Source organism: Delftia tsuruhatensis NBRC 16741, assembly GCF_001571325.1.
GTDB lineage: Bacteria > Pseudomonadota > Gammaproteobacteria > Burkholderiales > Burkholderiaceae_C > Comamonas > Comamonas tsuruhatensis.
Genome location: NZ_BCTO01000023.1, coordinates 166091 through 180260 on the forward strand (window position 1 = coordinate 166091; position 14170 = coordinate 180260).

Below are 14170 nucleotides of genomic sequence, written 5' to 3' on the forward strand. Positions count from 1 at the left end.
ATCGTCAGGACCCTGTTCATTGATCCCGGGAATCCCCATGACGATTGCTCTTTCTGCGGCATCTGCTGCACCCGCTGCGCTGCCTGCAGCCCCGTTGAACTCGCCCCTGTCCGACCGCATCCAGGCCGTGGTCCGGCAGGCGCTTGAGGCGCAGCGCCTGGTCGGCGCCGTGGTGCTGGTGGCGCGTGGCGGTGCCCTGGTCCACCGCCAGGCGGCCGGCTGGGCTGACCGCGAGCGCGGCCTGCCCATGGCCGTGGACACGGTGTTCCGCCTGGCCTCGGCGAGCAAGCCCATTGTTTCGGCGGCGGCCCTGGTGCTGGTGGCGCAGGGCCGGCTCGGTCTGGATGAGGGCGTGGACCGCTGGCTGCCGCAGTTCCGGCCCCGGCTGGCCGATGGCCGGCCGGCGCGCATCACCGCGCGGCAGCTTCTCAGCCACACGGCGGGGCTGGGCTACCGCTTCTTCGAGGCCGACGCACAGGGCCCTTATGCGCTGGCCGGTGTATCGGACGGCATGGATGGCTCGGGCATCAGCCTGGCGGAGAACCTGCGCCGCATCGCCAGCGTGCCGCTGCGGTACGAGCCTGGCACGGCCTGGGGCTACTCGCTGGCCACCGATGTGCTGGGCGCCCTCATCGAACAGGTGCACGGCAGGCCGCTGGAGCAGGCCGTGCGCGACCTTGTGGCCGGGCCGCTGGGCATGGCCGATACCGGCTTTGCCGTGACCGATGCGCTGGCCGCACGGCGCGTGGCCACGGCCTATGTCAGCGATGTGCCGCAGCCCCATCCTCTGGCCGAGGGCGAGACCGTGTCGCCCTTCGAGGGCGCCATCGGCATCCCGTTCAGCCCGGCCCGCATCTTCAATGCGCGGGCCTTTGCCTCGGGAGGGGCGGGCATGGCCGGCACGGCCGGCGACTTCCTGCGCCTGCTGGAGGCCCTGCGCCAGGGCGGCGGCACGCTCCTGCCCGACGCGCTGGTCGCCGAGATGGCGCGCGACCAGACGGGCGGGCTGGAGCTGCCCGATGCGCCCGGGTTCGGCTTCGGACTGGGCTTTTCCGTGCTGCGCGATCCGGCGCTGGCCGCGTCGCCCGAGTCGGCGGGCACCTGGCGCTGGGGCGGGGCCTATGGGCATTCCTGGTTCGTGGACCGGGCACAGGAACTCAGTGTCGTGGCCTTCACCAACACCTTGTACGAGGGCATGTCGGGGCGCTTCGTCAACGATTTGCGCGACGCGGTCTACGGGGTTTGTGAGGTCCACGGGGCTTCGGGAGAGCCGCAATGAACGGAACAAGCCAGGACCGCCTGCCCGTTGCCTCCCTGCTGGCGCTGGCCATGGCAGCCTTCATCACCATATTGACGGAGGCGCTGCCGGCCGGCCTGCTGCCGCAGATGGCCCAGGGCCTGGCCGTGACCGAGGCCTGGGTGGGCCAGACCGTCACCCTCTACGCCATAGGTTCCCTGGTGGCCGCCATACCGCTGACGGCCGCCACGCAGGGCATGCGCCGCCGCCCCCTGCTGCTGGCGGCGATCGCGGGCTTTGTCGTCGCCAACACGGTCACGGCTCTGTCCACGCACTTTGCGCTGACCCTGGTGGCGCGCTTTCTGGCGGGGGTCTCGGCCGGGCTGCTTTGGGCGCTGCTGGCCGGCTACGCGGCACGCATGGTGCCCGGCCATCTCAAGGGCCGCGCCATCGCCATTGCCATGGTGGGCACGCCGCTGGCGCTGTCGCTGGGCGTGCCGGCCGGCACCGTGCTGGGCCAGTGGGTGGGCTGGCGGCTGTGCTTCGGCCTCATGAGCGTGCTGGCGCTGGCGCTCATGGTCTGGGTGCGCGCCCGCCTGCCCGACTTCGCGGGGCAGGCGGCAGGCCGCCACCTGCCGCTGCGGCGCGTGTTCACCCTGGCGGGCGTGCGCCCCGTGCTGTTCGTGGTGCTGGCCTTCGTGCTGGCGCACAACATTCTCTACACCTATATCGCGCCCTTCCTGGCGGTGGCGGGCATGGCCGCGCGCACGGACCTGGTGCTGCTGGTGTTCGGCGCCACCTCCGTGCTGGGCATCTGGATCACCGGCGTGCTGATCGACCGCCACCTGCGTGCGCTCACGCTGGCCAGCATTGCGCTGTTCGCCTTGTCCACGCTGATGCTGGGCGTGGCCGCAGATGCGCCGGCCCTGGTGTATGCGGCGGTGGCCGTCTGGGGCCTGGCCTTTGGCGGCGCCGCCACGCTGCTACAGACTGCCATTGCCCACACGGCGGGCGAGGCCGCCGACGTGGCGCAGTCCATGCTGGTCACGGCCTGGAACCTGGCGATTGCCGGCGGCGGCATCGTGGGCGGCCTGCTGCTGGCGCGCATGGGCGTGGGCGCCTTCACGCCCGTGCTGCTGGTGCTGCTGGGCGCATCGCTGGCCGTGGTGTGGGCGGCCAGGCGGCATGGGTTTCCTGCGGTGTGCAGGTAGGTAGGGAGGGAGCAGGGCGCGGCCTGCCCGCCTCAGGGGAACTCAGAGGTGCCAGGCTGCCGCTGAAGCGCTTCATTGCGCTGGCCCAGCCAGCCCAGCAACTGGCCCTTGTCCATCGGCCGGGCAATGTGATAGCCCTGTCCCTCCTGGCAGCCCATGGTGCGCAGGGCCTGCCAGGCGCTGGCGTCCTCTATGCCTTCGGCCAGGACCTGCAGGCCGAGCTTGCGGCCCAGCTGGGCGATCATTTCGGCGATGCGCGCCTCCTGTGATTCGCCAAGCTGGCGCACGAAGCTGCGGTCGATCTTGATGCGGTCCAGCGGCAGGCGCTCCAGGTAGCTCAGCGAGGAGTAGCCGGTGCCGAAGTCGTCGATGGCAATGGTCACGCCCAGCGTGCGCAGGGCGCTGAGCGTGGCCTGCAGCAGCTGGGTGGGCAGCACGGCCACCGACTCGGTGATCTCCAGCTCCAGCTGCGCGCCCTGCAGGCCGTGCTCGGCCAGGGCATGGCGCACCGTCTGCAGGAAGCCCGGGTCCTGCAGCTGCACGGTGGAGACGTTGACGGCCATGCGCCTGGGCGCGCGGCCGGCGTCCAGCAGTTCGCGCATGGTACGGCAGGCCGTGGCCAGCACCCATTGGCCCAGCGGCACGATGAGGCCCGAATGCTCGGCCACGGGAATAAAGCGGTCGGGCGGCACGAAGCTGCCGTCCTGCCGTGGCCAGCGCAGCAGGGCCTCCAGGCCGACCAGGGCATGGGTTTCCAGGTCCACCTGGGGCTGGTAGACCAGGAAGAGCTGGGCGCCGTCGATGGCGGCGCGCAGGTCGGACAGCAGCAGGGCGCGGTCGCGTGCCTCCATACCCATGTGCTCGGAGTACTCCAGCAGCTGGCCCCGGTGGTCGCGCTTGGCGCGCTTGAGGGCGATGGTGGCGTCCTTGACCAGGTCGGTGCCGGCCTGGCGTTCACGGGGCAGGTGCACGTAGCCGCAGGTCAGCGAGACCTTGTGCGGCACGCCGTCCACGGCCAGGGGCTGGCGCGCGCAGTCAAGCAGCTGGCCCAGTGCCACTTCCCTTGTGGGGCCCAGGATGCCGAAGGTGTCCGAGCCCACGCGCGCCAGCAGCACGCCGGCGGGCAGGGCGCCGGCCAGGCGGCGGGCCATGGCTTCGAGCAGGCGGTCGCCGAAGCGGTGGCCCATCACGTCGTTGGTGGCGCTGAAGTCGTCGATGTCCACCAGGGCCAGCACATGGTCCTGCGTGCCGCGCCACACGCATTCGTCCACTTTTTCCACGAAGTGGGCGCGGTTGGGCAGGCAGACCAGGGGGTCGAAGTAGGCGGACTGGTGCAGGCGCTCCAGCAGGCCGCGGTTGTGCAGCAGCGTGCGCAAGTTGGCGCAGAAGACTTCGAGCAGCTGGCGGTCCAGTGCGCTGTGCGAGGCCGGCGCGTCGATGAACACGGCCATGTCCTGCTCGTCGCCCCGGCCTATGTACAGGGCCACGCCGCGCTGCACGCCATAGATGTTGCGGCGGGTCTGCAGCGCCTGGCGCAGCAGGCGCAGCCCGCGCGAGGCCAGCACGGTGGCGATGGGCTGGTCGATGAGCCGGGCGAATGGCCCCGTGGCCGCGAGCACGCGGTAGGGCTCGGCCGGGTGCGTGCCCTCCGAGCAGACCAGGCCTTCGCTGGCCACGCCCAGCAAGGTGGCCAGCTGGGTGATCACGCCGCGTGCGAAGGCGTGCAGGTTGGTTTCCTCCAGCAGCGAGGCGCTGGAGCGCACCATCAGCTCCAGGCTGCGGCGGTTGGCCTCGATGGCGCACAGCTGCTCGTAGGAGCGCACGGCGGTCACCACGATGGCCAGCAGGCGGTCGGGCGTGAGTTCGGTCTTGGTGCGGCAGTCGTTGATGTCGTAGCGCAGCAGGGTTTCCAGATCGGGCGCCTGGCCCGGGCGGCCGGTGCGCAGCACGATGCGGCTGTTGCGCAGGCCGGCCGTGTAGCGGATGAAGTCCACCAGGTCCAGGCCGGCGCCCGTGCCGTCGGTCACGGCGTCGAGCACCACCACGGCCAGGTCCTGCTCGCTGCGCAGCAGGTTGCGTGCCTGCGTGCCGGAGCGGGCGTAGAGGAACACCAGCGGCCGGCCGAACAGGCTGTGGCCTTCCAGCGCCAGGCGGAAGGCGGCGTGCACATCGGGGTCGCTGTCCACGATCAGTACCCGCCATTCAGGCCCGGGCACGGGCGATGGCGGGGGCGGCTGCAGAGCCGGCTGCAGGAGGGCGGAAGCAGGGGCGGGCGCCCTGGGCGCCCGTGCGCGCATCACGAAACTCATGCCTCAGCCCTGTCTGTGTCCGCGCCGCTCAGGCCGTGGCATGGTCTGCCGCGCGCACGACCTGGTTGCGCCCGCTGCGCTTGGCGGCGTACAGGGCCTCGTCGGCCAGGCTGTAGGCCTCGTCGAAGCGGCCGCCGCTCGGGCGCCAGCTCACGCCGAAGCTGGCCGTGATGCAGCTGGCGTCGGGCAGGCCGAAGGGATGGGCCTCGATGGCGGCGCGCACCTGCTCGGCCACCCGCACGGCGCCGTCGCTGTCGTGCTGGGGCAGCAGCACGGTGAATTCCTCGCCGCCCACGCGGCCGATGTGGGCCGTGTCCGGCACGGCGGCCTTGAGGCAGCGCACCACGCCCAGGATCACGCTGTCGCCCACGGGGTGGCCGAAGCTGTCGTTCACGCGCTTGAAGTGGTCTATGTCCAGCACGATCAGGGCCAGGCCCTGCTGGGTGAAGTGGCGGTTCACGCGCTCGATGATGGCCGCGCGGTTGAGCACGCCGGTCAGCGGGTCGTGCGTGGCGCGGTACTCCAGCTCGCCGGCCAGCTCCTGCAGGCGCTGGTTGAGCTGGGTCATCTCCAGCTCGGCGCGGTCGCTGCGGCGCACCAGCCGGCGCGTTTCGCGCAGCAGGCGGTCATAGGCGGCCAGCAGCGCGCCCAGGGCCTGGTGGCAGGCCCGGGCGCCGGCTTCCTCACCCAGCTCGTGGGCCGCGCGGGCCGCCAGCAGGGCCCGGTGCTCGGCATCGAAAAGATCTGCAGGAGCGGCGCAGGCGGCGGGTGCTGCCACGGTGTCCATCACGCGGCCTTCACGGGATGGCCGGTGAAGGCAATGGCGGCAAAGTCGTCGCGCAGCTCCTCGCCGAATTCGCAGATGGTGTCGTCTTCCTCGTCGTAGTACCAGTGCAGGGCCACGGTGCGGCCGGCCTCGGCGGCCTCGCTCAGCGCCTCGATGAGGTTGAACAGCATCTTGGTGCTGGAGCTGTTGAAGTAGGCCAGCGCGATGTGCACCTGGATCGGTGCCTGCTGCTGCGCGGGCTGCGCCAGGGCCAGGTAGTCCTGCAGGCGGGTGAGGATGCCGCCATAGAAGGCGGCGGCGTTCTCCGGATAGGACTCGCCACGCAGGTGCAGCGTGTGCGTGTCGAACCGGAAGTCCACTTCCGGGGAGCTGGGGGTCGGAGCGATGTAGAGGTTGTCCATGCGTGATCTCGGTGCGTTGTCCGTGCCTGCGCGCCCGGCCTGTCCAGGTCCGGTGCCGGAGCGTTCCTGGCTGGCCGGTGCGGCTCAGAGCGTGGCTTTCAGGTAGAAGACGGGACGACCGTCCACGGTCTGGGCGGGATCGAAGTCGAACTGCAGCGGCTCGCGCGCATCGCGGGCCAGGGTCAGGAAACCCATGCCCGCGCCCTTGCTGCCTTCGGGCGCGTCGTCGCGCAGCGACTGGCGGCAGGCCTTCTTGATCTCGTCCAGGGTCATGCTGCGCAGGGCGTCGAGCTTGGCGCGCAGCGCCTCGCCCATGCCGGGCTCGATGGGGTTGGCGCACAGCAGCACGAAGCTGCCGTCGTCCTCGCGGCGGATGCAGACCGCGCCGTGGCGCAGCTCGCCATCGTCCTGGTGGGGCGGGGTCAGTGCATCGGCCGAGTAATGGATGATGTTCTGCGCCATCTCCACGAAGGACGAGAACAGCTTGCGCCGCGTGGGGCCGGGCACGCCGGCCACTTCCAGCTGCAGCCGCACGGCCTCGGCCATGGCCGCGACGATGTTCTGCGAGAAGTAGCCCACGTAGTAGAAGATCACCTGGTGCTGGCGCGCCAGGTGGAAGAAGCTGCCGTACTTGTCGGCGATCTGTGCTTGGGGCATGGGAGGCATTCAGGTTCTGAAGCAGAAGAAGGTCAGGTCGTCACGGCGGTGGTGCTCGCCTTGCCAGGCCTGCAGGGCGTCCAGCAGGGCGCGGTTGATCTCGGCGGGCGTGCGGCCGGCCTGCTCCAGCAGCAGCTCGCGCAGGCGCTTCTTGCCGAAGGTGATGCCGCGCGGGCCGCCGACCTGGTCGATCAGGCCGTCGGTGGTGGTGAAGACCAGGGTGCCTGCGGGCAGCTCCAGGTCGATGTTGTTCCAGGCGAAGTCGAATTCGCTGTCCACATAGCCCACGCCCTTGCGCTGGCCGTCCACCACCTCCACCGCCTCGGCGCCGGGGCGCAGCAGGAACAGCGACAGGCGCGCGCCTGCAAAGCGCAGGCGCCGGTGCGCGGGCTCGAACCAGAAGCAGGCCGCGTCCAGCCCGTCGTCCGAGCCCGGCGTGCCGTCCTTGCCGTCGAGCTGGCCCAGCATCTGCTTGACGCTGCGGTTCACATGGCCCAGCAGCGCGGCCGGGTCGCGCGGGCCGTGTTCCTTGATGGCCTGGCCCAGGCTGCTGGTGGCGATCAGCGTCATGAAGGCGCCGGGCACGCCGTGGCCCGTGCAATCGGCCACGGTGGCAAACCAGCCATCGCCGTCCTGGCTGAACTGGTAGAAGTCGCCGCCGACCACGTCGCGCGGCTCCCAGACCAGGTCGGCGCCGGGGCAGGCGCGTGCCAGGGCCTCGCGCGAGCTGCGCAGCAGCGACTGCTGGATCACGCTGGCGTATTCGATGCTGTGCATGATCTGGCGGTTGCGCGCCACCTGCATGTCCGCCACCGCACGCATCAGCTGCAGGCCGTGGCCCACGCCGGCGAACAGGCCGCCGCGCGTGATGATGAAGCCGTCGGTCAGCGCCTTTTCACCGTACTCCACGGTCTTCACGGTCAGGGTGTCGATGTCGGTGGAGGCATCGACCACCAGCGGCTCCTTGTCCATGAAGGCGATGCAGCTCTTCTTGCCGTACAGCTCCATGCGAAACGGCTTGCTGAACTGCGACAGGAAGATGCTGCGGTTGATCAGGCCGATGGGGCGGTCGCCCTCCACCACGGGCAGGCTGGCCAGATCGCGGTGGCGCGTGAAGACCTCGAGCACCTTCTCGTTGGTCTCGTCGGCGGTCATGCAGGGTACGGGGGTGCACAGGTCCGCGGCGCTGGGTGGGCGGAAACGGGGCCGGGAATCGCTCAGGTAGGCGCGGGACTCATCCATGGAATGCACATCGCAAAATTGTTAGGGAATGTTACGATCTCCCTGTTTCAGTTTTGTGACGCGGATGGGCCTGAGGGGCAGGCACCTCTTTGGAGGACTGTGAGCCGACAGCCTTCGTCCTGGCGCGGCATGGCCGTTCGCGGCCTGGGGCTGCCGTCCATGCAGGCCACCGGGGTGGACAGGCAGCCTCGCTTCAGCTCAGGCCTTCGGCGCGCCGCCTGACGGCGTCCTCGTGCAGCGACTCGCTGAGCTGGTCCACGACGATGGACCACGACGCATCGGCCTTGAGCTGCTCGGCCAGGAACTGGCGCTGCGCATCGCTCCAGTAGGGCGCATCCACCACATCCACATCGGCGGCCAGCTGGTGGGCGCGGATGAAGTCGGCAATGGCCTGGTCGCTGGCATCCAGGCCCAGCTGCAGGAAGAGATTGGACATGCGGACGACGGAGTTGTTCATGGAGGCGTGTTCGGTGCGTGTGGGATCAAAAGGAGCCGGCGGGCCGGCTGCAGGAAGGGGCCAGGGCGCTATCTTCCCCGATTTGCAGGGCGCCGCAGGCCAGTTGCGGCAGCATGGCAGCGCGGGTAGGTGCAGGCTGACAGCCTGCCGCGCTCCGGGCCAGCGCGCGCCCATCGACTGCCCCACTAGCATGGGGACATGAGCACTGCTTTCCCCGATCCCGCATGCCCGCCGACCTGATCGTGGCCCGCCCCGAAGGCCTGTACTGCGCGGCCGGCGACTTCTACATCGACCCCTGGCGGCCCGTGGAGCGGGCCGTGATCACGCATGGCCACTCCGACCATGCGCGCGCCGGCCACGCCCATTACCTGGCCCATGACGACAGCGCAGGCGTGCTGCGCGCACGGCTGGGCGCGGACATCACGCTGCAGACCCTGCCGTATGGCGAAGCCATCGATCACCACGGCGTGCGCATCTCCCTGCACCCGGCCGGCCATGTGCTCGGATCGGCCCAGGTGCGGCTGGAGCATGGCGGCCAGGTCTGGGTGGCCTCGGGCGACTACAAGACCGAGGCCGACGGCACCTGCACCCCCTTCGAGCCCGTGCGCTGCGACACCTTCATCACCGAATCCACCTTCGGCCTGCCCATCTACCGCTGGCCCCGCCAGCCCGAGCTCATGGCCGACATCAACGCCTGGTGGCAGGCCAACGCGGCCCAGGGCCGGCCCTCGGTGCTGCTGTGCTATGCCTTTGGCAAGGCCCAGCGCATCCTGCACGGGGTGGACAGCGGCATCGGCCCCATCGTCGTGCACGGCGCGGTGGAGCCGCTCAATGCCGTGTACCGCGCAGCGGGCGTGGACCTGCCGCCCACGCTGCGCGTCACCGACCCCGGCGTGGATGCACAACGGCTCAAGACCGCACTGGTGCTGGCGCCGCCCTCGGCGCAGGGCACGCCGTGGATGCGCCGCTTTCCCGGCCATGCCGATGCCTTTGCCAGCGGCTGGATGCAGCTGCGCGGCACGCGCCGCCGCCGTGGCGTGGACCGCGGCTTCGTCATGTCCGACCATGCCGACTGGCCCGGCCTGCAATACGCCATTGGCGCCACGGGCGCCGAGCGGGTCTTCGTCACCCACGGCAGCGTGGCCGTGCTGGTGCGCTGGCTGCGCGAGCAGGGCCTGGACGCCCAGGCCTTCCAGACCGAATACGGCGATGAGGACGAGGCTGCCGCCGCCCAGGCTGCACCGGATGAGGCGCCCGCCCCATGAAGGACTTCGCCGCCCTCTACCGCGCGCTGGACGCCAGCACCGCCAGCCGTGACAAGCAGGCCGCGCTGCAGGCCTATCTGCGCGCCGCAGCGCCTGCCGATGCGGCCTGGGCCGTCTATTTCCTGGCCGGCGGCAAGCCGCGCCAGCTGGTGCCCACCAAGGTCTTGAAGGAGCTGGCGCGCGAGGCGGCCGGCCTGCCCGAATGGCTGTTCGACGAAAGCTACGAGGCCGTGGGCGACCTGGCCGAAACCATTGCGCTGCTGCTGCCGCCGCCCGGTGACGTGCACGACCTGGGCCTGGCCGCCTGGGTCACGGACCACCTGCTGCCGCTGCGCGGCATGGCGCCCGAGGCGATGGCGGACACGCTGCGCATGCAATGGGCGCGGCTGGCGGCCGATGAGCGGCTGGTCTACTTCAAGCTGATCACGGGGGCCTTCCGGGTCGGCGTGTCGCGGCTGCAGGTCACGCAGGCGCTGGCGGCCGTCAGCGGCGTGGATGCCAAGCGCATAGCCCAGCGGCTCATGGGCTACACCCACATCGGCGCGCGGCCCGGGGCGGCCGACTACCTGCGGCTGGTGGCAGGCGAGGAGGAGGGCGATGACGCGCATTCGGGCGAAGCCCGTGGCCACCCCTATCCCTTCTTCCTGGCCCATCCGCTGCAGTTGCCGCTGGAGCAGTTCGACGCCGTGCTCGGCCCGCCGTCCCAATGGGTGGTGGAGTGGAAATGGGACGGCATACGCGCCCAGATCGTGCGGCGCGGCAGCGGTGACGCGCTGGGCACCTGGATCTGGTCGCGCGGCGAGGAACTGGTGAGCGAGCGCTTCCCCGAGCTGCAGGCCATGGGCGATGCCTTGCCTGCGGGCACCGTGATCGACGGCGAGATCGTCGTCTGGGCCGAGCAGCAGGGCGAGGCGCCCGCCCATGTGCGCCCCTTTGCCGACCTGCAAAAGCGCATAGGCCGCAAGACCCTGGGCCCCAAGCTGCTGCGCGAGCTGCCCGTGGTGCTGCTGGCCTATGACCTGCTGGAGGAGGGCGGCCAGGACCTGCGCGCCTTGCCCCAGCATGAACGGCGCGCAAGGCTGGAACGGCTGGTGGCCCTGGTGGCGCACCCGGCGCTGCTGCCCAGCCCCGTGCTGGCAGGCGACAGCTGGCAGGCCCTGGCCGAACTTCGCGAGCAGGCCCGCTCCCTGGGTGTGGAGGGCATGATGCTCAAGGCCCGCGATGCCGCCTACGGCGTGGGCCGCACCAAGGACAGCGGCGTGTGGTGGAAGTGGAAGATCGATCCGCTGAGCGTGGACGCCGTGCTCATCTACGCACAGCGCGGCCATGGCCGTCGCGCCAGCCTCTACAGCGACTACACCTTTGCCGTCTGGAACGCGCCGCCCGGCACCGAGGGCCGCGCCCTCGTGCCCTTCGCCAAGGCCTATTCGGGCCTGACCGATGCCGAAATGGCGCGCGTGGACGCCGTCATCCGCAAGACCACGGTGGAGAGCTTCGGCCCCGTGCGCAGCGTGCGGCCCACCCTGGTGTTCGAGCTGGGCTTCGAGGGCATTGCACGCAGCGCACGCCACAAGAGCGGCATCGCCGTGCGCTTTCCGCGCATGCTGCGCTGGCGCGAGGACAAGCCTGTGCAGGAGGCCGACTCCATCGACACGCTGGCGGCCCTGCTGCCGCACTCCGACCCGTGACCCACCCTTGACGCACCGCGCCATGGCCACCCGTTCCCCCCACCCCCTCGCCACCGCCTGGCTTGCCGCACGGGGCTGGAAGCCCTTTGCCTTCCAGCGCGCCGTGTGGAAGGCGCTGGCCCAGGGCCACAGCGGCCTGCTGCACGCCACCACGGGCGCGGGCAAGACCTATGCGGTCTGGCTGGGCGCGCTGCAGGCCCTTGCGGGCCCGCCGCAAACCCCGATGCCGGCGCACACCGGAAAACGAAAACCGGCCTCCGCACCGCTCACCGTGCTGTGGATCACGCCCATGCGCGCCCTGGCGGCCGACACGCTCAAGGCGCTGCAGACGCCCCTGCAGGCGCTGGCCCAGGGCCATCCCGCGCTGGCGCGCTGGACCGTGGGCGCACGCACGGGCGATACGGGAAGCGCCGAGCGCAGCGCGCAGTCGCGCCAGCTGCCCACCGTGCTGGTCACTACGCCCGAGAGCCTGTCCCTGCTGCTGGCGCGCGCCGATGCGCGCGAGCTGCTGGGCTCCGTGCGCCTGGTGGTGGCCGATGAATGGCACGAGCTGCTGGGCAACAAGCGCGGCGTGCAACTGCAGCTGGCCCTGGCGCGGCTGCGCGGCTGGAGCCCGCAGCTGTGCGTCTGGGGCATGTCGGCCACGCTGGGCAATCTGGACGAGGCCATGCAGACCCTGCTGGGCCTGGACGACCATGGCCAGCCGCGGCCCGGCGTATTGGTCCAGGGCCAGGTGGACAAGCGCCTGGTGGTGGACACCCTGCTGCCCGACCGGCCCGAGCGCTTTTCCTGGGCCGGCCACCTGGGCCTGGCCATGCTGCCGGCGGTGGTGCGCGAGCTGGAGGCGACGGCCGGCTCCACCCTGGTCTTTGTGAATGTGCGCTCGCAGGCCGAGCTTTGGTACAAGGCGCTGCTGGAGGCCCGGCCCGACTGGGCCGGCCTGCTGGCCATCCACCATGGCTCTCTGGACCGGGGTGTGCGCGAATGGGTGGAGGCCGGGCTCAAGGCCGGCACGCTCAAGGCCGTGGTCTGCACCAGCAGCCTGGACCTGGGCGTGGACTTCCTGCCCGTGGAGCGCGTGCTGCAGATCGGCTCGGCCAAGGGCATCGCGCGGCTGCTGCAGCGCGCGGGCCGCTCGGGCCATGCGCCGGGCCGGCCCTCGCGCATCACCCTGGTGCCCACGCACAGCCTGGAGCTGGTGGAAGCGGCCGCCGCCCGCGCCGCCGTGCGCGCGCAGCAGGTGGAAATGCGCGCCAGCCCCCGCCAGCCCGCCGACGTGCTGGTGCAGCACCTGGCCACCGTGGCCCTGGGCGGCGGCTTCGTGCCCGATGAGCTGTATGCCGAAGTGCGCCGCACCATCGCCTATGCCGGGCTGGCGCCTGCGGTCTGGCAGTGGTGCCTGGACTTCGTGCACCGCGGCGGCCCCTCGCTGGCCGCCTATCCCGACTACCAGCGCGTGCGGCCCGATGAACAGGGCATCTGGCGCATGCCCGATGCGCGGCTGGCGCGCAGGCACCGCGCCAACATCGGCACCATCGTCAGCGATGCCAGCATGAGCGTGCAGATCCTGCATGGCGCGCGGCTGGGCAGCATGGAAGAGAGCTTTCTGTCGCGCCTGTCGCCCGGCGATGCCTTTGTCTTCGCGGGCCAGGTGCTGGAGCTGGTGCGCATCGAGGACATGACCGCCTACGTGCGCCGCGCCGCGAGAACGCGGCCCACCGTGCCGCGCTGGGCCGGCGCGCGCATGCCGCTGTCCACCGTGCTGGCCGACTTCGTGGTGCAGCAATTGGCGCTGGCGGCGGCGGGCGACTACCACTCGCCCGAGCTGCGCTGCGTGCGCCCCCTGCTGGAAGTGCAGCAGCGCTGGTCGGCCCTGCCCACGCCCGCCACGCTGCTGGCCGAAACCCTGCGCACACGCGAAGGCTGGCACCTGTTTCTCTATCCGTTTGCAGGCCGCCATGCCCATATGGGCCTGGCCAGCCTGCTGGCCTGGCGCGCCGCCCAGGGCGAGACGGGCACCTTCTCCATCGCCGTCAACGACTACGGGCTGGAGCTGCTGAGCGCCACCGAGCGTGACTGGGCCGCCATGCTGCCCGAACTGCTGCGCGCCGAGCCGGTGCAGGCCGTGGCAGTGCCCGGGCGCGTGTCCGCCAGCCAGGCGGTCGCCACGCGCAACACCGCCAATGCGGACCGCCACTGGGACCAGGCCGCCGACGATGCCCACCTGGCGGGTGAGGACGCCCATCACGCCCGCCATGCCCTGCTGCACGAAGTGCTGGCCAGCCTCAACGCCACCGAGATGGCGCGGCGGCGCTTCCGCGAGATCGCCCGCGTCTCGGGCCTGATCTTCCAGAGCCACCCGGGCGAGCGCCGCAGTGCGCGCCAGCTGCAGGCCTCGTCACAGCTGTTCTTCGAGGTCTTTCGCAAGTACGACGACAGCAACCTGCTGCTGCGCCAGGCCGACGAGGAAGTGCTGAGCCAGGAACTCGATGTCGCCCAGCTGCTGGCCGCGTTGCGCCGCATGCAGGCGCAGACGCTGGTGGTGAGCGCGCTGCGCCGTCCCAGCCCGTTTGCCTTCCCGCTCATGGTGGAGCGCTTTCGCGAAAAGCTCACCAACGAGCACCTGGCCGACCGCATCGCGCGCATGCTGGCCCAGCTGCACGAGGCGGCAGACGCCGGCGGTGCAGCCAGCGAGCCGCGCACGCAGGACCTGGTCCCGCCCGATCCGCCGCTGCGTCCACGGAAAAAACCCAAGGCAGACCAGCCCCCCGCCGTGGACGAGGACACGGCCGCCGTGCGCCGCACGCTGGATTTCTCGCTGCAGGCCACCGACGGCCCCGAGGCCGATGCCGCCAGCCGCCGCCCGCGCCGCGTGCGCAAGCCCTCGCGGCCCTTGCCGCTGCTGTAGAACCATTG

General features: G+C 71.0%; 11 protein-coding genes. 5 read left to right on the forward strand and 6 right to left on the reverse strand.

The annotated features are described in order from the left end of the window. Positions 1 to 37 precede the first annotated feature (37 nt). Positions 38 to 1279 (forward strand): serine hydrolase domain-containing protein, encoded by a 1242-nt coding sequence (locus DTS01S_RS12230; protein ID WP_061287790.1) that lies wholly within the window; start codon positions 38 to 40, stop codon positions 1277 to 1279. Further along, positions 1276 to 2448 carry an MFS transporter gene (locus DTS01S_RS12235; protein ID WP_061287791.1) on the forward strand — a complete coding sequence of 391 codons (1173 nt, stop codon included), beginning with the start codon at positions 1276 to 1278 and terminating at the stop codon, positions 2446 to 2448. Before DTS01S_RS12230 ends, DTS01S_RS12235 begins: the two co-directional genes overlap by 4 nt. Positions 2449 to 2480: 32 nt before the next feature. Here DTS01S_RS12235 and DTS01S_RS12240 read toward each other — a convergent pair whose 3' ends face one another. The 6 genes from DTS01S_RS12240 to DTS01S_RS12265 all read right to left on the reverse strand — a co-directional run bounded on the left by DTS01S_RS12240 (position 2481) and on the right by DTS01S_RS12265 (position 8301). Next, a complete protein-coding gene (locus DTS01S_RS12240) occupies positions 2481 to 4757 on the reverse strand; it encodes a putative bifunctional diguanylate cyclase/phosphodiesterase (RefSeq protein ID WP_061287792.1) in 2277 nt (758 codons plus the stop codon). Positions 4758 to 4785: 28 nt separating this feature from the next. Then, positions 4786 to 5544, reverse strand: a complete 759-nt coding sequence (locus DTS01S_RS12245) for a GGDEF domain-containing protein (protein WP_016448192.1) — start codon at positions 5542 to 5544, stop codon at positions 4786 to 4788. Continuing rightward, a complete protein-coding gene (locus DTS01S_RS12250) occupies positions 5544 to 5945 on the reverse strand; it encodes a DUF1987 domain-containing protein (protein ID WP_016448191.1) in 402 nt (133 codons plus the stop codon). The genes DTS01S_RS12245 and DTS01S_RS12250 overlap by 1 nt, the downstream gene beginning before the upstream one ends. An 84-nt stretch (positions 5946 to 6029) precedes the next feature. After that, on the reverse strand, positions 6030 to 6602 hold the full coding sequence (locus tag DTS01S_RS12255; RefSeq protein ID WP_016448190.1) for a SiaB family protein kinase: 573 nt from the start codon (positions 6600 to 6602) through the stop codon (positions 6030 to 6032). A gap of 9 nt (positions 6603 to 6611) precedes the next feature. Next, positions 6612 to 7844 (reverse strand): SpoIIE family protein phosphatase, encoded by a 1233-nt coding sequence (locus tag DTS01S_RS12260; RefSeq protein WP_016448189.1) that lies wholly within the window; start codon positions 7842 to 7844, stop codon positions 6612 to 6614. 193 nt (positions 7845 to 8037) lie between these two features. Beyond that, positions 8038 to 8301 (reverse strand): DUF2789 domain-containing protein, encoded by a 264-nt coding sequence (locus tag DTS01S_RS12265; RefSeq protein ID WP_017404395.1) that lies wholly within the window; start codon positions 8299 to 8301, stop codon positions 8038 to 8040. Positions 8302 to 8525: 224 nt separating this feature from the next. On the opposite strand from DTS01S_RS12265, the gene DTS01S_RS12270 reads away from it, so the two are divergent. The 3 genes from DTS01S_RS12270 to DTS01S_RS12280 are packed head-to-tail and all read left to right on the forward strand — an operon-like array spanning position 8526 to position 14162. Next, positions 8526 to 9566: a ligase-associated DNA damage response exonuclease gene (locus DTS01S_RS12270; protein ID WP_017404396.1), complete on the forward strand. Its 1041-nt coding sequence runs from the start codon at positions 8526 to 8528 to the stop codon at positions 9564 to 9566. Further along, positions 9563 to 11254 (forward strand): ATP-dependent DNA ligase, encoded by a 1692-nt coding sequence (locus DTS01S_RS12275; protein WP_061287793.1) that lies wholly within the window; start codon positions 9563 to 9565, stop codon positions 11252 to 11254. The genes DTS01S_RS12270 and DTS01S_RS12275 overlap by 4 nt, the downstream gene beginning before the upstream one ends. A gap of 22 nt (positions 11255 to 11276) precedes the next feature. Further along, positions 11277 to 14162: a ligase-associated DNA damage response DEXH box helicase gene (locus tag DTS01S_RS12280; protein ID WP_061287822.1), complete on the forward strand. Its 2886-nt coding sequence runs from the start codon at positions 11277 to 11279 to the stop codon at positions 14160 to 14162. Positions 14163 to 14170: the final 8 nt, after the last annotated feature.